Origin of the sequence: Flammeovirga sp. EKP202 (genome assembly GCF_014534745.1) — a bacterium.
GTDB lineage: Bacteria > Bacteroidota > Bacteroidia > Cytophagales > Flammeovirgaceae > Flammeovirga.
On the sequence record NZ_JACVVP010000009.1, the window covers coordinates 110,364 to 131,726 of the forward strand.

At 32.8% G+C, this 21,363-nt stretch carries 17 protein-coding genes; 5 read left to right on the top strand and 12 right to left on the bottom strand.

The genetic code is table 11. The features are described from left to right. The first annotated feature begins 144 nt into the window (after nucleotides 1–144). Nucleotides 145–1,272 (top strand): hypothetical protein, encoded by a 1,128-nt coding sequence (locus IC221_RS07790; RefSeq protein WP_188168417.1) that lies wholly within the window; start codon nucleotides 145–147, stop codon nucleotides 1,270–1,272. 230 nt (nucleotides 1,273–1,502) lie between these two features. Here IC221_RS07790 and IC221_RS29885 read toward each other — a convergent pair whose 3' ends face one another. After that, nucleotides 1,503–2,411 (bottom strand): DMT family transporter, encoded by a 909-nt coding sequence (locus IC221_RS29885; RefSeq protein WP_188168418.1) that lies wholly within the window; start codon nucleotides 2,409–2,411, stop codon nucleotides 1,503–1,505. A 124-nt stretch (nucleotides 2,412–2,535) separates the two neighbouring features. Here IC221_RS29885 and IC221_RS07800 point away from each other — a divergent pair, with 124 nt between their 5' ends. Then, nucleotides 2,536–4,065 (top strand): caspase family protein, encoded by a 1,530-nt coding sequence (locus tag IC221_RS07800; RefSeq protein WP_188168419.1) that lies wholly within the window; start codon nucleotides 2,536–2,538, stop codon nucleotides 4,063–4,065. Nucleotides 4,066–4,127: 62 nt separating this feature from the next. Here IC221_RS07800 and IC221_RS07805 read toward each other — a convergent pair whose 3' ends face one another. After that, nucleotides 4,128–6,053 (bottom strand): AAA domain-containing protein, encoded by a 1,926-nt coding sequence (locus tag IC221_RS07805; RefSeq protein ID WP_188168420.1) that lies wholly within the window; start codon nucleotides 6,051–6,053, stop codon nucleotides 4,128–4,130. 364 nt (nucleotides 6,054–6,417) lie between these two features. Between IC221_RS07805 and IC221_RS07810 the strand changes: the two genes are divergently transcribed. Next, entirely contained in the window at nucleotides 6,418–8,817 is a 2,400-nt protein-coding gene (locus IC221_RS07810; protein ID WP_188168421.1) for an outer membrane beta-barrel family protein, read from the top strand. A gap of 78 nt (nucleotides 8,818–8,895) precedes the next feature. Here the strand turns inward: IC221_RS07810 and IC221_RS07815 are convergent, their stop codons facing one another. After that, nucleotides 8,896–9,198, bottom strand: coding sequence for a rhodanese-like domain-containing protein (locus IC221_RS07815; RefSeq protein WP_188168422.1), 303 nt, complete (start codon nucleotides 9,196–9,198; stop codon nucleotides 8,896–8,898). A 67-nt stretch (nucleotides 9,199–9,265) separates the two neighbouring features. Continuing rightward, entirely contained in the window at nucleotides 9,266–9,898 is a 633-nt protein-coding gene (locus IC221_RS07820) for a Crp/Fnr family transcriptional regulator (protein WP_188168423.1), read from the bottom strand. Between the two features lie 221 nt (nucleotides 9,899–10,119). On the opposite strand from IC221_RS07820, the gene IC221_RS07825 reads away from it, so the two are divergent. After that, on the top strand, nucleotides 10,120–10,614 hold the full coding sequence (locus tag IC221_RS07825) for a cupin domain-containing protein (RefSeq protein WP_044200756.1): 495 nt from the start codon (nucleotides 10,120–10,122) through the stop codon (nucleotides 10,612–10,614). Between the two features lie 11 nt (nucleotides 10,615–10,625). On the opposite strand, the gene IC221_RS07830 is transcribed toward IC221_RS07825, so the two are convergent. Then, nucleotides 10,626–12,368 (bottom strand): PAS domain S-box protein, encoded by a 1,743-nt coding sequence (locus IC221_RS07830; RefSeq protein WP_188168424.1) that lies wholly within the window; start codon nucleotides 12,366–12,368, stop codon nucleotides 10,626–10,628. 83 nt (nucleotides 12,369–12,451) lie between these two features. Further along, on the bottom strand, nucleotides 12,452–13,342 hold the full coding sequence (locus tag IC221_RS07835; protein ID WP_188168425.1) for a DNA/RNA non-specific endonuclease: 891 nt from the start codon (nucleotides 13,340–13,342) through the stop codon (nucleotides 12,452–12,454). Between the two features lie 186 nt (nucleotides 13,343–13,528). On the opposite strand from IC221_RS07835, the gene IC221_RS07840 reads away from it, so the two are divergent. Then, nucleotides 13,529–14,035 (top strand): hypothetical protein, encoded by a 507-nt coding sequence (locus tag IC221_RS07840; protein WP_188168426.1) that lies wholly within the window; start codon nucleotides 13,529–13,531, stop codon nucleotides 14,033–14,035. Between the two features lie 261 nt (nucleotides 14,036–14,296). Here IC221_RS07840 and IC221_RS07845 read toward each other — a convergent pair whose 3' ends face one another. The 6 genes from IC221_RS07845 to IC221_RS07870 all read right to left on the bottom strand — a co-directional run bounded on the left by IC221_RS07845 (nucleotide 14,297) and on the right by IC221_RS07870 (nucleotide 21,117). Then, entirely contained in the window at nucleotides 14,297–15,505 is a 1,209-nt protein-coding gene (locus IC221_RS07845) for an acetate/propionate family kinase (RefSeq protein ID WP_188168427.1), read from the bottom strand. Nucleotides 15,506–15,614: 109 nt separating this feature from the next. Further along, the gene (gene pta / locus IC221_RS07850; RefSeq protein ID WP_188168428.1) at nucleotides 15,615–17,705 is read right to left on the bottom strand and encodes a phosphate acetyltransferase; all 2,091 of its coding nucleotides are present in this window, start codon (nucleotides 17,703–17,705) and stop codon (nucleotides 15,615–15,617) included. 194 nt (nucleotides 17,706–17,899) lie between these two features. Next, nucleotides 17,900–18,280 (bottom strand): RidA family protein, encoded by a 381-nt coding sequence (locus tag IC221_RS07855; protein WP_188168429.1) that lies wholly within the window; start codon nucleotides 18,278–18,280, stop codon nucleotides 17,900–17,902. Nucleotides 18,281–18,363: 83 nt separating this feature from the next. Then, nucleotides 18,364–18,726, bottom strand: coding sequence for an Hpt domain-containing protein (locus IC221_RS07860; RefSeq protein ID WP_188168430.1), 363 nt, complete (start codon nucleotides 18,724–18,726; stop codon nucleotides 18,364–18,366). Nucleotides 18,727–18,737: 11 nt separating this feature from the next. Beyond that, on the bottom strand, nucleotides 18,738–20,033 hold the full coding sequence (locus tag IC221_RS07865) for a sigma-54-dependent Fis family transcriptional regulator (protein WP_188168431.1): 1,296 nt from the start codon (nucleotides 20,031–20,033) through the stop codon (nucleotides 18,738–18,740). A gap of 307 nt (nucleotides 20,034–20,340) precedes the next feature. After that, on the bottom strand, nucleotides 20,341–21,117 hold the full coding sequence (locus tag IC221_RS07870; RefSeq protein ID WP_188168432.1) for a carbonic anhydrase family protein: 777 nt from the start codon (nucleotides 21,115–21,117) through the stop codon (nucleotides 20,341–20,343). Nucleotides 21,118–21,363: the final 246 nt, after the last annotated feature.

A 21,363-nucleotide genomic window follows, 5' to 3' on the forward strand; every position in this document is an offset into this window, starting at 1 on the left:
GTCCTCTTTTTTTTTAAGTGATAATTTATACTGTTGCAACATAGTTTAAATTATTTACAACACTACTGAAAAGGAGTAGAGCGAGTGAGTGGTAGATTTGCATCATATTATTAGTAAAATGATGATTAACTAATTACTATTACAATGAATTCGCTCGAAACAAAAAGTCCTTTGGTTAGGGATGTGTACGCTTTACATGAAAACAATTTTTTTGCTGAACCATCTCTGGCTAGTTGTGTATTAAAAAACAAGATTTGTCTAATCGGTCATAAAGCTTTGATCGTGACGACAGTTCTATCTTCTTTACTTTTTTTGGTTAGTAATACTACCGCCACTGTTCTTATGCCTTCAATTATGATTGCTGCTTTATTTTTAGATTTAAAGCTTATCAAGCATAGAAGGTATGAAATGTCTATTCAGCTCAATGCGATTTTGATGACCTTTATAGGTATCTTTTTTACGTTGATTGTGCCATGTACAGTTTTAGAAAGTTTTATTCTACTTTCTGCGATGATCTTAATGGTCTTTCAAAAGCAACAACAATTAACTGGAAAAACAATTTTTATTATTTCTTCTATGATTTTATCTGTTGTAGTCATCAAAATTCTTTTTCCTGTCAAATTTTATATTGATATTGAGAACTGGCAGGCCACTATTTTTCATATTGGCACAATAGGTGTAGTCTTAGGAATCATATTCTTGACAATTAGAGTTTATCAAAATCACTCTAAAACTGTAGAACATGAAGCCTTCAATGAAAAGAATCAAATTCTCAAAAGTACTGAGAAAGAAATGGAGGCTCGTAACAATGAGCTAAGTATCCAAAACCAAGAATTAGAAAATCAATTATCATTAAAGCAAAATGATATTGAAAGTATCAATGCCAATGTATTGGTACAAATGAAGAATAAAGAAAAGGTACTTCAACAGCTGGAAGGCCTTACAGGTAAAAGTGAAGTAAAGAAAGAGCTTCAGAAAATAATTATCGAATTGAGGTCGCAATTAGATACCGATAAAAAGCTACATACGCTACAGGGAAATATCAAAGACGTCAATGCGGAATTTTCAGTAAGACTGATAGAACAATACCCAGTCTTAACTAAGAATGATAGAGAATTATGTGCATACATGAAATTAGGAATGTCTTCTAAAGAAATTGCACAATTAAGAAATACAACGGCAAATGCCATCAATGTAGCAAAGTCTAGATTGAGAAAAAAAATGGGGTTGTCTCATAATAAAGAGATTGCCGAAAGACTATATCAATTATAATTTAGAGTATATTTTATAAATGCCCATCAAATTTTGATGGGTATTTTTTTGCTTAATTTTAATTCTTTCAATAATAAACAGCTCATTGTCAAAAAAGTTTTCTATTTAGGACTTAGTAGACAAGGAAGTCTTTTCTAAAATACAAATTCCTTATCACCTATCCATCACTTAAAATGGACAGATGATAAGGAATTATATTAGTAAAATACTATATATAGGCCGTTACTCTTTTAGTGTTCTAAAACTGCTTTTTTAGATTTAATTTTCACACTATTGATTAATAAACCAATGATGACGAGTAAACCGCCAAATAATTGAGGAGTTACAATTTTTTCTCCTAGAATGAATGAAGCAGAAGCTCCAAATACTGGAACTAAATTCATAAACAATGCACTTGTTTCAGCACCTATTTCTTTAATGGACACAAACCAAAAAGCACCACATAATGCTGTAGATAGTGCTCCCATGAAAAATAATGCTCCTAAATATTCATAATCTGTAGGCATTATAAAATCTTCGAAGAATACACTAAAGCCAATAAAGCAGATACATGCCACTACAGTAACCAATGTTGTGAGCCAAAGAGGAGCAAATCCGCCTAAATATTTTTTGATATAAACATTACCAAAGGAGAAGCTAAGATTAGCACAAAGTATATAGATGTCTCCTTTTGAAAAGGAAAGATTGGTGATAACACTAATATCTCCTTTCGATAAAACAAACAAAATACCTAAGAACCCGAAGAGCATAGCTACAATCTGTCTTATAGACAATCTTAACCCTAACATGGGTATGGAGATCAAAGCTGTATTTAAAGGAGTAAGACCAATGATGAGTACGCCATTAAAAGCCGAAGTATATTTCATTCCTTCTAAAAAAAGAATATTATATACAAAAGCACCTACCACTCCGACAAAGACAATACTTTTCCACTTCAGAATTGCATCTTTAATGTCTTTCTTCGTTGGTTTTTTTAAATACATGATGAGTACTAGCAGTATTGCTCCTAAAGTGTAACGGTAAGTTCCCGTTAGCATTGCAGAAGTGTATCGTAGTGCTACTTGGGTGATGTGGAAATTTATACCCCAAATGAAAGTAGTAAATACTAGAAAGAAATAATATTTATTGAATGTTCGCACTGTTAATTTGAAAGTTGATGGAAGTTTATTTTTTCAAATATCGAAAAAATTAGCACGATTATAGTAATTATTTAGACTTTAGATACTTTTTACCCCTTAACATAAGCTTTACAAGATAGATACTATGACTTTACATTTTCGAAAGATATTATTTTTATTGTATTTCTTGCTGTTCAACCTTCTGCTTTCTAATGGACAAACGACTCGAAGTGTTGTAATTAACCCTGCATATGAACATGAGTTTCAGGGGGAGATTACATCTCGTAAATATGCTTTGTTTATTGGTACGGACGATTATGATTATTTTAATACCTTGAATAATCCTATTAACGATATAGAAGAGGTCAGTAGATTATTGGCAGATAAGTATGCGTTTAATACCAAAATATTAAAGAATCCTGATGCGAACCAAGTACTTTCTACAATAAAACAATACCGTACTTTACTTAAGCCTAATGACCGGTTTTTACTGTACATCGCAGGTCATGGAACATACGATAATATCCATTATAAGGAAGGCTTTTTGGTGATGAAAGAAACCAAAAATGAAGCACTTGATCCCAATCTTTTGACTTATTTGCCATTTCAGTACATCAAAAATATTACGGACAATCTTCCTTCTCGACAAGTGATGTTAGTAGTTGATGTTTGTTTTGGAGGGGCTTTCAATGATCAGATTCAACGGAATAGAAGTGGGGCTTCGCGAAATTATCATTGGAATGCGAATGTATTTTTGACTAACCAATTAAAAGAAAAAGGAAGGTTTGTAATGAGTTCGGGGAGATTAAACCCTGTTCCTGATGGAGATTATGGACAACATTCCCCCTTTGCAGCTGATTTTATTAAAGCTCTGGAAATTAATGCAAACGATAGTATTGTTACCGCTCAGAAAATTCAATTAGAACTGCAAACTTTAGCTTCAAACCCCATTTTTGGGTATTATGGAGAAACCAAAGGGATTACCGACTTTGTTTTTAAAGCGAGGAGTTCAACTTCTAAAGTAAACGAACAAGAAAGGATAGATATCTTGGTCAATATGTATTATGCTTATTTAAAAGGTTTGTCATTAGAATTTTCAAAAAAACTCTTTTTGAACTCTGTTCAGCTTCAAAAAATTGCAAATGAGTTTTATACTATGGCCCGTAATGGAAATGTAGAGGCATCGTTTTGGGTGACCTATATGAATCATTGCAGGCATGGAATACAATTGAGTCAATCAGAAGTGAGGAATTTTTCTACGTTGGCGTATGAAACTTTTAAAAAAGAACATACTGAGATGATGAATGATGAACATATTTTTCAGTTGACAATCTTACAGTCAGAAGGAATTGTACCTATTGAAAATCATCAAATATTGCAAGAACAGATTACATCATCTGTCAATATTGGAAGTTCTATGAGTAGTTTTTATGCAGGAAGATATTGTAAAAAGCGATCTAATTTAAAACGTGCTTATTTTTACTTCTTAAATGGAGCCAAGGAGGGCAATGCTTTTTGTCAGTATGAACTTTCTTCGCTGATTTATAGGCAAAAGGAAGAGTTAGAAAAATTAGGTTATGTTGATTTAGATTATAAAAAATGGCTTCTTAAGGCAAGTCAAAATGGACTAAGACGTGCTAAAGATGTTATCATATCTCAGGGGCTGACAGAATAAAAAAATAGCATGTTTGATCATTATTTTAGTCAAACATGCTATTTTACTTTAACGTTTTTCTTCTAATACATTAACTCAAAAGCACTTCGATAAGCACCAATTTCTTGTGTGTAATCCACAAACTCTTTGTAGAATTTATGTCTGCAAATTGTACTTGAATCTCCAATCACTACAAGTTTCTTCTTTGCTCTGGTCATGGCTACATTCATTCTTTTAGTATTTTGAAGGAATCCTATGATGCCATCTTCATTTGAACGTACTAAACTGATGTAGATAATATCTCTTTCTTGCCCCTGAAAGGAGTCTACAGTATTAACATTAATCTTGTTTTTGATATCTTCAGAAAAATCTAGATGATAAAGTGTATTTTTTAGTTCTTTTACTTGTGCCTTGTAGGGAGTGATTACTCCGATGTTTTGTACCTCCTCGAATTTATTCATTTGCTTAATTTCATCGAAATACACACTCATATGTTTTTGAAGAATATCGGCTTCTTCACGATTACTTGTGCTTAAAGATTCAGGGTCAGTGTAATCATTGAAACCTGTTCCCGCAGTATCAATAAATTCTAGTGGTAAATCTCCATCAAAAATGAGATGATCTTTTACATTTTCATTGGCAATAAGGCTGTTGTTGTAAAAATAGGTAGATGAAAAATTCATGATTTTTTCATTCATCCTATATTGTTCTTGGAGCATCACATCCACCTTCTTGTTCGTAATAAGCTGCTCAAATAAAGTCGTTTCTAATCCCTCTTTTGCCGCTTTTATAGACTTAATAGTAGGAGGTAGTTGTTGGTGGTCACCAGCGAGAATTATTCTGTCAGCTCTTTGAATCGGAATCCAAGTTGCCGCTTCTAAGCCTTGTCCGGCTTCATCTATATACACAGTTGAGAATCTTTTTCCTCTTAAAACTTGGGTTGATGAACCAACAAGTGTACAAGCAATGACTTGTGCCTTTTCAATAATATCATTGGCAATATATTCTGAAAGTGACCTCACTTCTTTTCTAAGCTTATTGGCCTCTGTCCATAACATTCTTCTTTCTTCTCGTTCCTCTCTACCAAAATTGCGTTTATATTTTTGAGCTGCATTTCGGTACTGACTTTCTTGCTGTTTTACCGCTTTTAATTCTTTATAGCGAATGTGTTTTGTTGTTTTTACATCAATAGTTTGTTGAAGAATTGTATCTGTGATTCTTGCAGGGTGTCCTAAACGGACTACATTTATTTTTTTATCAACAAGCTTTTCAGTTAAAAGGTCGACAGCGGCATTACTTGGAGCACAAACTAGCACTTGATCGGTATCCTTGAGGTTTTGAATAATACATTGAATAATGGTAGTTGTCTTACCTGTACCTGGAGGTCCGTGGATAATGGCAACATCTTCGGCTCCTAATACATTCATTAAAGCCTTATTCTGACTATCATTGAGGTAAGGGATATTGTATTGGTAAATTGATTTAAATTTGGCCTGTAAATCTCCGAAAAAGATGTTTTTATGTTTTTGTAGTTGAGTGTCTTCACTATTCATACATAATGTAATGGCCCTTTCCATTTCTTTATATGTACTTTCATCAAACAATAACTGAATGCCAAGTTGACCATCATTAATCCAGTCAGGGGCGTCATCAGCGTTCAGTGTTAGGGTCATTGTATCTCTTTTTACATAATTGACCACTGCTTTTACATTTTCTTTATGCTCCTCATTTTTACCAGCAGTAGAAAATAATGATATACTTTTTCCCGATTGGAAAACATGACTTTCGGAATGATTTTCATTCCGAGTGACTTCAATAATGATACGGTCGCCAGCATCAAAAGAAGTTTTTTGAAGTTGAACAGGGTGCCAGCAAATACCTCTTTTTCTCCTTTCTTCAATGGAGGTATCACTCATTAATTTTTTGTATTGTTCTAAGTCTTCCTTTCTTTCTAACTGAAGTAGTTCTAGTTGTTTTTTAAAGTGTTCCTTTATTTGTTCTTTATTCATATTCTTCCTTTTGCTTCTAATCTACATAAATGATTTAATTTTTTTTGAGAAAAATACGAATTCCTGCAACCCTTTGTCATAAACCCTGTCTTTAACAATGAAAACAGTTTAAATTATAATTTTCGTACGATAATGAACAAGTGTGTTCAACAGTGTTACAGAATTACCCTCTGTTTTAATGAATTTATAATTTTTACTATGATTTGTTTGTGAATTTAAAATTGAACGTCTATAATTGAATTAATTATTAAAGAATGTGAAACTTAATCAACTTCCAGTTAAGTAATTAACATTCAATTAAATCTATGTAACTGTTCATGTGAGCAGCAATTAACTATTAGTGTCAAATTATTTTATACAATCTATGAAGACTTCTACACTCGTATGTGCATATATTACGTTTATATGCCTAACCTTTACGTCATTTACAACTTTGGCCAATGAGCCACTTGCCAAAGGAATAGTGAAAGGACGTTTAATTGATCAAGATAACAATCAACCTGTCGGATATGCATCAATTGCATTATTAGATGCTTCAAAAAAATCTGTTACTGGAGCCATGTCTGATGATAATGGGGAATTCTCACTTACAAAAGTACCGTTAGGGAAATACAATTTAGTGGTGCAGTTTATCGGATACGAAAAGTACATCGAAGAAATTGAATTAACAGCCAAAAAATCAAAGCTTGACTTAGGTGAAATTGTATTGGTTTCGTCAGTGGAGCAATTAGAAGAAGTTGAAATCACTGGAGAAAAATCTTTTATCGAAAATAGAATTGATAAAAAGGTAATCAATGTAAGTGAGGCTATGATTGCTGATGGTAATTCTACTTCAGAAATTTTAAATACTCTGCCTGAGGTGAATGTAGGAGCTGATGGTACTATTTCCTTGAGAGGAGATAACAATGTAAGAGTGTTATTGGATGGAAAGCCCTCTCAAATGGATATCAACCAAATTTTACAGTCGTTACCGGCAGATGCAGTGGATAAGATTGAGGTCATCACCAACCCATCCTCAAAGTATGATCCAGATGGCCTTTCTGGTATTATCAATGTGATCACAAAAAAAGATGCTCTAAAAGGTTTTAACGGTAACTTTAGTTTGAATGCGGGTTCAAATAATAAATACTCAGGGTTCCTTGGTTTGAATTACAGAGTAAAGAAATTAAACTTTTTTGGGCAGACTTACATGAGCTCAAATCAGTGGGATAATACTAGAACATTAAACAGAGATTATACAGATACCACTATCAATAGTCTTCGTCAAAATGAAAAAATCAATGACGATAACAGATTTGGAAATGTACGTTTAGGGATGGATTACTTCTGGGATTCTACGAATACTTCAACCTTTGCTTTTGAGAGATGGAGATGGGAGTCTGATGTGTTATCTGAGTTTACCAACGAATATGTGAATGGTGATCAAGTGGAAGATAGTAATTTTCAATTGGGTAAAAACTACAACTTAGCTCAAGGAAATAATTTCAACTTGAATCATAGAAAAGAATTTGAGAAGGGTAATTTAGAAATTGATCTATTTGCCAATATTGGAGAGGCTGATATTGTACCTCAAAATGCACAGAAAATAGGTAATGGTGAATGGCAACAAATTAATAGAAATAACAACTCTGCCAACTGGTTCTACACTCAATTAGGTGTTGATTATGATCAGCAGATTAATGATAAATCATCTTTTGAAGTAGGCTATAAAGGTCAAATGACAGATGCTGAAATGAGAGTACAGAGTATCAATTTTATTAACGATGACACTTTATCGTATACTTACCCTTATTTAGAGCAGGTCCACGCAGCATATGGTTCTTATTCATTACAGTTGGGTAAAACACGTATTAAGGCAGGTTTAAGAGCAGAGTCAGCTTTAATGGAGGGTAAGATCACAAACTCTTCAATTGCAGATACAACTTATACTATTGACTATCAGTCATTATTCCCGTCTTTGCATGTACAACATAAATTAGATGACAAAAATACTGTTGGTATCAGCTACAGTAGAAGAATTAAGAGACCAAATGTGATGCAGTTATTGCCGATTGAGATGTCTTCAAATCCACAAAGTGTAATGAGAGGTAACCCAGGTCTACAGCCGTCATATACCAACTCAATGGAACTTTCTTACGGTTTTATGGGAGGAGCGTTTAGCGTAAATACTGCCGTTTATATGAGACATTCTACTGATATCATTAGAGAGATTGTTGAATACGATAATGACAGAGATTTAACTGTAATTACTTACAGAAACTTAGGAGAGTCAATGACAGGTGGTATGTCAGTATCTTCAAATTACAATATGACGAAATGGTGGGAATGGAATGGCTCCGTTGATTTATATTACTTGGATATCCAAGATGATAATGAGGAGTTTACTATTCCAACGGATAGCAATCCAATAAACTGGTCGGCAAAATTGAGTGCTAAAGTGACACCAATGAAAACATTGACTGTACAGTTGATGGGTAGATATACTGCACAAAATTATGATGCACAAAGAATTACAGATCCACAATATTCAATGGATTTAGCCATTAAAAAATCAATTTTAAATCATAAAGGAAACTTGAGTTTCAAAATCAATAACCTTCTTTACAGCGGTGAGCAAAGAACTGCTTATGGTGATGGTTTTGTAGAAATGACAGATTTCCAACAAGAAAGTCCTGTATATAGATTATCATTCTCGTATGCATTTGGTGGTCAATTCCAAGGCCGTCAAAAGAGAAAGTTACAATCTAGTGGAGGAGGATTATAGCATGTATTCATAGATAATAGTATATAAAGTAATACTACCCGACATTTGTTGGGTAGCATTCTTTATGTACTATTGTTTTTACTTTAGATTGGTCCAACCTCCAGCATTATGTATTTCTTTTACGCCTGCTTTTTTAATTTTTGAAATGGCATTAGAAGCCCTAATTCCTGATTTACAAACAACCACCAAAGGTTCACCAAGTTTCAATATTTCTGGCATTCTTTTACTGACTTGATCCAGAGGTATATTGATGGATCCTTTGTAATTGCCAGAAGAAAATTCACCTGTTGTTCTAACATCTAAAACTTTCGAACCATTTGCTACTAATTCGTTATAGTCTACTTTAGGTCCAAGACCAAATAATTTTCTTAAAAATCCCATAGTGTGTTTTTTATATTTGATGATAGAACAAAATTAACGAAACAAAAGAATTACTCTGTGATAAATGTTACGCAAGCAATTCAACTTTATTTCTACCCAATTTTACTTTTCCTATTTTTTCCAATTGTTTTAATAATCTTGAGATCACTTCTCTTGAAGTATTTAGGTTTAAGGCAATCTCCGAATGAGAAATATGTAAAAGGTCTGTATCCTTGATATCCCTTACTTTTTGGAGATAGTTGATTAATCGCTCATCCATTTTCTTAAATGCCAATTCATCAATCGCTTTTAATAAACCATCAAAACGTACTTTATAGGCATGCATCACAAAATCTCTCCATTCAGGAAAACGAGCCATCCAATCATTAATAATGGTTAGAGGAACTTTGTAGACTAAGGATTTTTCTTCAGCAGTCACTCTAACAGCACTTTCTTGGTACATCATAGAGATAGTACATGTTTCGCCATATTCTAAATAGTAAAGAAAAAGCTCATTGCCTTCATCATCTTCTCTTGTAACCTTTAGTACCCCGTTTGTGACAATGGGTACAAAAGTCATTTCCTCATTTAGATCAATCAAAAACTCACCTTCATCAATTGATATTAATTCTCCTTCGGATAAAAACTCTTGCTTTAACGGATGATCTAATGGGAGAGTAGGGAAGCTGTTTTGAATAAATTGCTCAATATTATTTTCCATAACAAATTAATATATGATGGTTTTTACATGTTTCAAATTTACTTTATTCTTATTACTCTTAATAATGTTTTTATAAATATTATGATTAGGTAGAAATTAAGAGTATTTCAACATTTGATCAATTATTATTCATAAACCTATGCTAGGTTCGTCTTTAAAATTTGTATTTTGGAGAATAGGGTAGGGAAATATATTTTTGCTCAAATAATTAAATATTACAGATGAAAAAAGACGAAATCATTAAATTTTTGGATATGACTCCTCATCCTGAAGGAGGGTATTTTTATGAAACATATCGTTCTCATAAGACAATTGAGGTAAATTCGGATCGATTAGAGAGAAATGCCTCTACTGCTATTTACTATTTAATGGGGAAAAATGAATTTTCTACTTTCCATAAACTAAAATATACGGAGATCTGGCATCATTACGATGGAGCAAGAGTTAAGATCGTTGAAATCACACCAAAAGGGGAGTTGATTGAAACGATTGTAGGAAAAAACTTTAAGGAGGGAGAAGTTCCTCAATACGTAATAAAAGGCGGTAATTGGTTTGCAGCTAGAGCTTTAGTGGAGGAAGAAGATGATTATGTTCTTGTAGGATGTACTGTTGCTCCAGGGTTTGAGTTTGAAGATTTCGAAATTGCCAATATCGAGCATCTTTCGGAGGAATTTCCAGATTTTAAAGAAGTAATTGAGTCTTTCAGAAGAGACTAAATAAAGTTGTTTTATTGAAGGTCAGGTAAAAGAATTTCAAGCATTTGTGTTCTTTTGTTTGAATTATAATTTACCTGATATTTTCCTTTCAATTTTTCTATGATATCAGTAGTGATAAAGATACCTTTAGAAAAATCATTGTGAATATATTCAACCGTATTATTGCGATTAATAATGGAATCGAATGAGTCTTTGGGAGATACATTATCTTCAAAAGATAAATAGATTCCATTTTTAATATCCTTAAGAACAATTTTTAAGTCAACATGTATATCTCTCGATACATTTTGTAAAATTGTACTACAGATATTTTTGAACAGTAACAGAATACGCTCTCCATCTGAGTAAATTATTCTTTTTGAAAGATTATTTGTAGAGATACAAATGTTATAGCCAGAATTACTGATAAAGGAGTTGAGCTGATGGACAATTTTGTTTAAGTCAACAGGTAAAACGTTTAATTCTTTTTTCTGATTATAGTAAAAAGCTAGTATTTTTTGAAGATGCATGTCTTGAGTCCAAACTGTTTCTTCTAACATATTTATAAAGTTTGAACCATTATCTTCAACTTTTATTAATTGTATTAATCCTTGAATTGTAGTAATTGGACCTCTTAAATCATGGGCAGCCCTGTAAACAAAGTGGTCTAACTTATCTTCAATTCTTTTTTGATCTGAAATATTTAAGAAAACCACATTTAAACCAACTGTTTTGCCATTCTCTAAGATAGGAGTAAAGAAAACTTCAGCCACTTTCCATTCTTTGTCATACAGAATTGTAAAGCTACCAAACTGGGTATTTTGTGACTTCAAAGTTTCATGCATGAGGTGATAAATATTAACACCCGATTCATTTTTTATAATCTCTTTAATGGTTAAACCATAATTGTTTTTGGATAGAAAATTAGATGTCATAGCATCATTCGATTGTCCGGTCCAAAACAACTTAAGTTGAAGATCAAATTGACAAATTTTTATTTTTGAGTTGTCAAGTACCCCTTCATATCTTCTTGAGTTATCTTTTAATTCTTTTCTAGCTTTCGTAAGTGCTGTTTGATCTTTAATAACACAAACAATATAAGGTGAGTCATTATCAGAAGTCACTACATTAGCACTTAATTCTACATCAAGCCTTTTCTTTTTCTTGGTGATAAGAACTGTTTGAGTAACTATGCTTTTGTTCTTCTTTAGTAAAGAGAATTCATGTTTTCCTTTCTGTTTATCTTCTAAAGCAATCAATTTGAAGATGGATTGATTTAGTATTTCTTTTTCAGAGTACCCCGTTATTTTTTCAAAAGCAGGGTTGGAAAAGATGACATCTTTCGAGAAAGGATCTATCCAAATAATGGCATCTAAAGAGTGTATATAGGTGTCTTTAAACCTTCTTAAATGCAATTCCTTCTCTTTATTTACTTCTTCAAAAGTGGCATTGACTAAGGCTTCATCAATAAAAAAAGGCGAAAGAGTAATCTTGAAAAGGTGAGGTTTTGCATGAATGGAAATTGTAAATTCAAAGACAATAGAATCCTGAGTGTCCAAAGCTTCGAATACTTTTTGTTTGAACACAATTTGATTTTTTGGAGAAAGTCCTACGGCTATTGACCTATTTTCTTCAAAGGTATGTGCGCCATTTAAAAAACCCTTTGAGATGAACTTTATACTACCATTACTATTTAGGATGATGTAATGATTTGTTGTTTTTGAAGCTGTAGAATTCTTTATTTTTTCTTTGTCATTTTGAAGAAATACATTCATATAATTTGCGAGAATAACATTTTGGGTGCTATTATCGACAATTTAATGAATAAGAATCTAAAATGCCTTAATGGATTTGAGATTTATTGATGTTGCCAGCAAAATTTCGAGTTTTTATTCGCATTTCGTTTACATCTGTCTCCTTTTTTTGTAAATCCTTCACATTGAAGGGCTTCTTTTGATGGAGTTTGTTCGATTCTATGATTATTCTCCTCAGTACTGCCAATTGTCCAATAGGCTGAATTATAATGGCTTTCAAATTTTTCTTGATTTGAAACTCCAGCAAAAAAATCTATTGAAGTGACTTCCTCTATGGCATCAACAGTTACATAAAATTGAGATAAAGGCAATGAGGATTTAGCGTTTTCAACGAGCATTCCTATGGCTTCAAATTCATTATTACCTTTTTCAGATAATACAATTTTGTAAAAATAGCGAGGTACACTTACTTCATTGGAACCAATAACATTCAATCCATCTTCTAAAACAGGTCCGGTAATTACAATTACACTATCTTTTTGAAGTGCCCATTCTCTCACTTGTTCTTCCATTCTTTTCCAAACTCCTCTGTTGAAAGAAGGGGCTTGAGGACTCATATTAGAATAGTAAAAACTTTCTTCCATGGCCGTTTGATTAAAAGACATATCAGCAGCTGGTGCCAAGTGTCCTCTATCATAGCCAGATTTATAATAATCTTTTCCATCAGCTGAAAATGTTGTGACATTAGGATCTGTCTCAAATTGATTAGATCGATCGGCACTTTTGTTGAGTTCTTTTTTGGTAAGTTTATAAATAACAAAAGCAGCTTGTTCATGTTTTTCACTGTAACCAATTGAATAGTTATGATGGTTTATGACTTGATAGTTCTCATCATATGAGGGGAAATATTTAGAAGGTACGTCCAGTAGTTTTTGAGCATTTAATTGTATGCTAATAAAGAAGAGTAGAAACAGAGTTGTTAATTTATGATGCATATTTAAAATTGAATTATTTTAATGATTTATGTAAAAATAAACGAAAGTTGCGCAAAAGTAAATCTGTATTTTTTGAGGTTAATGTTTTTTTGTATTATTTAATTTACGGTTGTAATACAAAAGATGACAGAATTATCGAATTACAACGTATAGCTAATAATTTTTAATAACCTAAATTTTACAAACATGTCTACTCTTAATATATCGACTAAACTGATGTATGATGAAATCAGTGAGTCACTTTTTAAAAACCTAAAAAAGAGTTTTGGAAAATCAATTGCCCTTCAGGCAGGATTAAAGACCAATAAAATATTAATACAAAAAGATTATACACCTACTTCAGAAACCAGACTTGATGCTATTATCTATTCTAGCTCAAACAATATGATCATTGGTTTCTTAGTATTAACGGACTTTTCCTTCTTCGAGAACAATCCTAAAACATTAGATGCATTAAAACATTGCCATAAATTATATTTGGTTACCGACTTGAAAGATAGAGATAAATTATATGATTTATTAGATATGAATGATATCGATCAAGTAGGAGTAGTAGGTAGAATGTCAAATCATCAGTTTGTTTTATGTAAAACAGCAACATCACAATCAATGCCAGAAAATGTGGTTGTAGATAAAATTACCACTTATCAATCTGAAATAATAGAAAGAAAAAAGTTAGAGGCAATTGACTAAAAGTCTCTAGAACTTGTTAATAAACTAACATCTATGTTATTCTTTTGTAAACTTGTCAAAACAAGTGTAAAGCTGGTTTAACTAGAGTATAAAAACGCCGTACTTAGGTTTATAAGGATGAACAAACATCGTTAAATGAAGACGAAACTTCCTGTTAAAACCTAATTATCGGCCGTAATTTCGTAATTGGAATTACGGTTTTTCAAAAAAAAATCCCATACCAGTTTGTTGGTATGGGATTTTTTATATCAATAAAGTTGATTAACCAATCACCTCTAAAGTTTGTTGAGCAATCTCTAATTCTTCGTTTGTTGGTACAACTAATACCTTCACTTTAGAATCAGCACCTTGAATTTCTTCAATGTCTGAAGCTCTTAATTTATGGTTTTTAGCTTCATCTACTACAACACCTAAGTGCTCTAATTCGTTGGCAGCTAAAAGACGAACTCCGTGGTCATTTTCACCTACACCGGCAGTAAATACAATAGCGTCAGCACCGTTTAACGCAGCCATATAAGCACCAATGTATTTCTTGATCCTGTAAGTATACATGTGTAGAGCAAGAATAGCTACTTCATCACCTGCATTAAATCTTTCTTCGATATCTCTCATGTCACTGTCGCCAGTCACACCTAACATACCTGATTTTTTGTTTAATAATTCGTATACTTCCTCTGATTTCATTTCTAACTTATCCATTAAGTAGAAAACTACAGCAGGGTCGATGTCACCAGAACGTGTACCCATCATTAAACCATCAAGAGGAGAGAAGCCCATTGAAGTATCAATACACTCTCCGTTTCTTACAGCTGCCATTGAGCAACCGTTTCCTAAGTGTACTGTGATTACTTTAGAATCTTTTCCTTCTAGACCTAAATATTTGATAGTTTGCTCAGATACATATTTGTGAGAAGTACCATGCATACCATAAACACGAATACCATTGTTTTCATACAATTCAGTAGGAATAGCATATCTGTATGATTTAGCAGGCATTGTTTGGTGGAATGCAGTATCAAATACAGCCACTTGTTTTGCTTTAGCAAAGATTTTAGTACAATCTAAAATACCTTGTAAGTTGGCAGGGTTATGAAGAGGTGCAAGTTGGAAACACTCCTTAATTTTAGCTTCAACATCAGCAGTGATAAGCATTGTTTTATTGAAGAATTCACCACCATGAACTACTCTATGACCAACCGCTTGGATATCATCTGTATTTTGAATCACTCCGTTGTCAGAGTCAGTTAATAGGTTTACTACCTCATTAAGACCAACATTATGATTTGGAATAGGAAGCTCAAGTTTTGTTTTAGAAGCATTACCCTCTGCATCAAAAGTTTTGTGCGTGATAATACCATTTTCTAAACCAATTCTTTCTACAATACCAGAGCAAAGAACTTGTTCGCCTTCCATCTCGAACAATTGGTATTTTAAAGAAGAACTACCTGCGTTGATTACAAGAATTTTCATTGAAATGTATGAAGTATTTATAAATTATAATTTTTTGCAAAATAATAAGAATACCCTTTACAGTCTGTAAAGGGTATTCTTAATAAGTATTATTATTAATATTTGTTTACTACTGAATACCTTGGATCGCTGTGATAATCACTGTGTTCAAGATATCCTCTACTAAACAACCTCTACTTAAATCGTTTACTGGCTTATTTAAACCTTGAAGAACAGGACCGATTGCTAATGCACCTGTTTCTCTTTGAACCGCTTTGTAAGTGTTATTACCAGTGTTCAAATCAGGGAAAATCAATACGTTAGCTTGACCAGCTACTTCGGATCCTGGCATCTTTTTCTGACCAACAGTAGCGTCAACAGCAGCGTCATATTGGATAGGACCTTCGATTTTTAAGTCTGGACGTTTTGCTTTTGCAATTTCAGTTGCTTTACGTACTTTCTCTACTTCCTCACCTGATCCTGAAGATCCGGAAGAGTATGAAAGCATGGCAATCTTTGGTTCAATACCAAATGCGATTGCTGTTTCAGCTGAAGAAAGTGCAATTTCCGCTAACTGATCAGAGTTTGGATTAGGGTTTACAGCACAGTCACCGTATACTAATACTCTGTCAGGTAAACTCATAAAGAATACTGAAGAAACTACTGAAGTTCCTGGCTTCGTTTTGATTACTTGTAATGCTGGACGGATCGTAGCGGCTGTTGTATGTACTGCACCTGATACCATACCTTGTGCATCACCCATCTGAACCATCATAGTACCAAAGTAAGAAACATCAGACATAGCATCCGTTGCCATATCTAAGTTCATACCTTTATGTTTTCTTAATTCATAAAGAGTATTTACATACTCATTGAATTTACTGTATTCAACAGGGTTGATCACTTCTACAAGATCAAAGTCAAGGTTAATAACATTTTTTCTAGCAATATCAACTAACTCATCTTTCTTACCTAATAACACGATATCAACAATATCTTGTGTTGCAAGAATTGCAGTTGCTTCAAGAATTCTTGGATCATTACCTTCTGGTAATACAATCTTTGCTTTCTTCTTTTTAGCACGTTGTGTAAGCGTATACTGGAACATTTTTGGTGTCATACCATCAATTTTCACAGTACTTAATAACTCCTCAAGCATTTTTGAATCAACATGTTGTTCAAAAAGCTCTTTTGCGTAAGCAATACGAGTCAAATCATTTGCTCTCATTGAAGCTGTAACATCAGCAGCAGAGTTGGCAGTATGATAAGTATTTTCTTTTACTGATAATACAGGGAACATATCCTTCATACCTTCAATTACCTTTTTGATAGAGTCATCAGGCTCTAACCCAGTAGTTAAAAGTAAACCAGCAATATTAGGGTAATTTTGAGATCTGTGAGCTGAAAGCGTACCTAATACAATATCACCTCTATCACCAGGAGTCATCACCAAAGAGTTGTCTTTGATTTTTGGTAAGAAGTTTTGCATCTGCATGGCAGCGATCGTCATATTGTCAACCAATACATCAAGATTTCTTACGCCATATAAAACTTTAGCATCTAAGTGCTCGGCAATGTCTCTGATGGTAGGACTAGAAATTCTCTCATCTGCAGGAATAGTAGATAAAAGCATCTTTTTGCTAGCAAATTTCTCAGCTAATCCAGTATGAACTTCAGTAACAATATCAGGATTTACTCTGTTAACAATAGCACCAATTACTTGGCAGTCGTTTGACTTGAATTCGTCAATTGCAACTCTTAATGAGTCAGAGCAATCTTCAAGAGATTTTTTGTGAGCATTTGTAAGGATTAGAACTGGCGTTGCCAAGTTTTTCGCAAACTCAATGTTCAAGCTATGCTCTAATGTAATACTGTTTTTATAATCACTACTTTCAATTAGAATAAAGTCGAAACGCTCTTCTAATTTTTTGTATTTATCGATTACGATTTCAAGCATCTCATCTTTTTTGCCTTGCGAGATTAGCTCATTTGCTCTTTTTAAAGTAAGGCCATATGCTTCTTCGTGTGTTTGGTCTAAACCGAAATGCTCGATAACCAAAGAAATATGCTCATCTTCTTTTCCAGAATTGAAATCTCCAATAACTGGTTTGAAGAAGCCTACTTTAGAACTTTTGCGTAATGAGTTCTCAAGAATACCCAAGGCAACTAAGGCTTTGCCACTATTAGGCTCGGCAGTACTGATGTAAATCGAATTTGTCATTTGATTTGTAATGGTGGTTGATTTTATATGCGTAGGAGATAAATGATAATAGAGATCCTCCTATTCGTGAAAAGATCTCTATTTATGCACGTATTTTCAAGTTCTATGTTTCAATAAATTGTGAATTAATACTAATGCTAGAATTATGGCTAACATTTGATAAAAACAATCTATAAAACATAGTTTCTTATTGCTTATTTAATAGCGATGCAAGAGATCTCAATACCTACATCTTTAGGAAGACGTGCTACTTGAACTGTCTCTCTTGCCGGAGCAGTTTCTTCATTGAAGTAAGTAGCATATACTTCATTTATCCTCGCAAAGTCATTCATATCTCTTACAAAGATACTACATTTGACTACATTCTCATAAGTCAATCCCGCCTCTTGCAAAATGTAACCAAGGTTCTTCATGACTTGGTGTGTTTCATTTTCGATCGAATCAGATACAAACTCTCCAGTAGACTGGTTGATGCCAATTTGGCCTGATACATATAGTGTATCATTCGTTAAAATAGCTTGAGAATAGGGCCCTAGTGGTGAAGGGGCAAGTTCACTAAAAATAACTTGTTTCATTAGAGTAAATTTAATTTTTCGTTTTACCCTGCAAAAATAGATAGATAGTTTGACCCTCTAAGTGACTGATGTCAGTTTTTTTCTCAATTATTCGAAATTTGTTGAATCTGCATTAACAAAATGCCGCATTTTTCAAGAAAACCTTCCACTCTATTACTAATTTCTTTTTCATCCACATTTTCTCCTTTCTGATTTTGCTCTAAGTAGATGATAGTTTCCTTTAAACTTGTAACACCTAATACCAACATTGATGGTTTTAATTTATGTGCAACTTTCCCGATAGTGTTCCAATCATGTAAGCGATAAGCATCCGTTATTTCTTTGATGCCATCCTTAAGATTTCCCGTAAATGAATTCAACATTTTGTCGACAAATCCCTGGTCACCTCTTGAAAGCATTTCTAATTGTGAAAGGTTATATAGTTGTGTATTTTGGACTGTACTCATATGTATAAAATTTAGGTTTTTGGTTTTGTCAATTTGCCTTCAGCAATCCACTTGTAAATTTTTGACTTGCTCATGACAAGTTTATCTGCTACAAAGTTCACCTTTCCTGAGTACTTTTTCAAAAAGTGTTCTATGATCTCAATGTTATATTCTTCTAAAGTTCGCTCTTTTTCTAGTAAATTAATGTCGTTTTTTTGATCTTCAATTAATATATCACTTGCACTTATCACATAATTAGATGATAGCACTACACTTAAATCAATGATGGCTTTTAATTGTCTGATGTTACCTGGGAAGTTATAGTTGAGTAATTTTTTGAGTGCACTATTCCCTAATTTCTTCTGTGGTTTGATGTTATTTTCCTTACAAACAATTGATAGGAAATTGTCTGTCAGCTCCTCAATATCTTCTTTTCTTTCACGAAGTGGTGGAAGATGAACGGGTAGTCCCAATATTCTGTAATATAAATCTTCTCTAAACGTATTATTTCCAACTTCTGAATACAAGTCTCTATGAGTGGCAGTGATCAAACGGACATCTGTTTTGATGAGCTCATTTCCTCCAAGCCGGGTTAATTCTCCTTCTTGTAGGACTCTTAGAAGTTTTGTTTGAAGATCTAGAGGAAGTTCACCGATTTCATCCAAAAATAAGGTGCCTCCCTTGGCTTCCTCAAACTTACCTATTCTTTGTTGAGTTGCTCCAGTAAATGCACCTTGTTCATAACCAAAGAGTTCACTTTCTATTAAGTCTTTTGGAATGGACGCAATGTTAACGGCTACCATCTTTTTGTCCTTACGTTGAGAATTTTCGTGAATTGATCGTGCAACAAGTTCTTTACCTGTTCCTGTCTCTCCTGTAATGTTAACGGTGATTTTGCTGGTAGAAGCTTTTTTCATTAATTGAAAGACTTTCTGTACCACTGGGGAATTCCCCTTTATCAAATCTGAAAAAGTAAAATTGTTTTTGTCGGTATTGATATTAATGGATGAAAAATATTTCTTAATCCTGTCTTCAAAATTTTCATCATGTAAGATATAGTGAGGTATTTCATTAAAATTGTAGCGTTCTAAATTTTGAATACAATTTTTTCTAGAAATAATATATTTTAATGCTTGTTGGAAGTTGTTTTTAATAAATTTCAGGTTTTTCTCTAAGTGGTATAAAATTACTTCTTCGTCAATAATTAGAATTTCTACATTCTCTTCTGTATTAAGGTCTTCCACATTGGTGTAAACCTCCAACGCTGGCAAATAAGGGAGAAGTATTTCGTAATAATTGGTATTGTCGCTGAGAAGTATAGAATTCATTTTTATTTTGATAAATGATGAATTACAAATTTAAGTACAAAGACAAAAATAAATTATAGTTAATTCTAATTTATTTTTTGTGAGTACAACGCTAAAAAACGTATGAATAGTGGTTCTATTGAAAGTTTTTTAAAGGAAGTAATCGCAAAATAATAAATAGAATTAGTATTAGATAATTTTAAATTTGTACTTATAAAAAAAGGTGACCTTCAAAAGATCACCTTCATTTCATTATCATACTATGTCTATATTTTATAAGTATTGAGTTAAAGATGGGGTAAGTCAACTTTAACGGGTACTTAATGCTCTATTTTGAAGAAACATAAAGATCTTCTTTTTCCACATATCTACCTTTAAGGTCTTGAATATGTCTCGCATTATTACCTTCAATCTTATTCATTATTTTGATCTGTTCTTCAGAAGCCTCAAAGATCACTTGGTTCACATGCCATGATACTGTTTCAGTAAAAGGAGGTGTGGTCAAAGATCCGTTGTAATGGAAATAATGTTTCATTTCCTCACAATCATAACTTCCAAATAAATCTTCAAGATTTACTTCTGCTTCATTTACCTTCACTAGACCTTCATGATCTCTTGGGATTTTATTAAGGAACTCATTTAAGAAAGCATTCTCTTTTCCCATTTTAAATAAAACTCCAATGACTAAGAAGTGAGGTTTATCAGACTCATCATTGTCTAAAACATTCACCATATGCATTTCCATTGGGTAGGTAATGCCATCAATCTGATGTTCAGAAGGTGTATGGAAGTGCAGTTGTTTAAAACTATATCTATCATCACCAAAAGTTAACTTTGATGTACTATCAAAATCAATTTGTACTGTATGACCTTTGTTTTCTACAGCGTTACAATGAGCTTCTATATTAATTCTCGACTTAATTATTCCTTTCGTTCTTTGTGAAAGAATATTAATTGGGGATTGTATATCTCCAAAGTCGCATTCAGCCTCTGTATATGCAATGGCGTCACTATGGTGACTGTCGTCTTTTGTTTTTGTGTTAGTACATGAAATCGAAATGAAAGTAAGATAGATAACACAAATTTTTGCTAGTATAAATTTCATAATAAAATGAACGTTACTTTAACGGTTTATTATATTTTTCAAATTTCCTCTAAATACAGTGAATAAGAAGTGACGGGAAAGTCTTAAAGAAGGTAATTTTTATCACCATTATTGATCAGTGACATTATAGATTACATAATGTATGTTTTTAGTTGTGAATTCCTTTGAATGTTTTCGTATTAAAACCTCTAGATTAACGTTTATGATAAGTAGTTGAATTTGAAGTTTTTCAGTTCAATATGTTTT

Bases quoted from the DNA above. Each gene is read 5' to 3' on its own strand.
- IC221_RS07805 (WP_188168420.1), bottom strand. From the start codon at position 6,053: ATGAATAAAGAACAAATAAAGGAACACTTTAAAAAACAACTAGAACTA.
- IC221_RS07845 (WP_188168427.1), bottom strand. From the start codon at position 15,505: ATGAAAATTCTTGTAATCAACGCAGGTAGTTCTTCTTTAAAATACCAA.
- pta (WP_188168428.1), bottom strand. From the start codon at position 17,705: ATGACAAATTCGATTTACATCAGTACTGCCGAGCCTAATAGTGGCAAA.
- IC221_RS07860 (WP_188168430.1), bottom strand. From the start codon at position 18,726: ATGAGTACAGTCCAAAATACACAACTATATAACCTTTCACAATTAGAA.
- IC221_RS07835 (WP_188168425.1), bottom strand. From the start codon at position 13,342: ATGCATCATAAATTAACAACTCTGTTTCTACTCTTCTTTATTAGCATA.
- IC221_RS07840 (WP_188168426.1), top strand. From the start codon at position 13,529: ATGTCTACTCTTAATATATCGACTAAACTGATGTATGATGAAATCAGT.
- IC221_RS07830 (WP_188168424.1), bottom strand. From the start codon at position 12,368: ATGAATGTATTTCTTCAAAATGACAAAGAAAAAATAAAGAATTCTACA.
- IC221_RS07820 (WP_188168423.1), bottom strand. From the start codon at position 9,898: ATGGAAAATAATATTGAGCAATTTATTCAAAACAGCTTCCCTACTCTC.
- IC221_RS07865 (WP_188168431.1), bottom strand. From the start codon at position 20,033: ATGAATTCTATACTTCTCAGCGACAATACCAATTATTACGAAATACTT.
- IC221_RS07825 (WP_044200756.1), top strand. From the start codon at position 10,120: ATGAAAAAAGACGAAATCATTAAATTTTTGGATATGACTCCTCATCCT.
- IC221_RS07810 (WP_188168421.1), top strand. From the start codon at position 6,418: ATGAAGACTTCTACACTCGTATGTGCATATATTACGTTTATATGCCTA.
- IC221_RS07790 (WP_188168417.1), top strand. From the start codon at position 145: ATGAATTCGCTCGAAACAAAAAGTCCTTTGGTTAGGGATGTGTACGCT.
- IC221_RS07800 (WP_188168419.1), top strand. From the start codon at position 2,536: ATGACTTTACATTTTCGAAAGATATTATTTTTATTGTATTTCTTGCTG.
- IC221_RS07815 (WP_188168422.1), bottom strand. From the start codon at position 9,198: ATGGGATTTTTAAGAAAATTATTTGGTCTTGGACCTAAAGTAGACTAT.
- IC221_RS07855 (WP_188168429.1), bottom strand. From the start codon at position 18,280: ATGAAACAAGTTATTTTTAGTGAACTTGCCCCTTCACCACTAGGGCCC.
- IC221_RS07870 (WP_188168432.1), bottom strand. From the start codon at position 21,117: ATGAAATTTATACTAGCAAAAATTTGTGTTATCTATCTTACTTTCATT.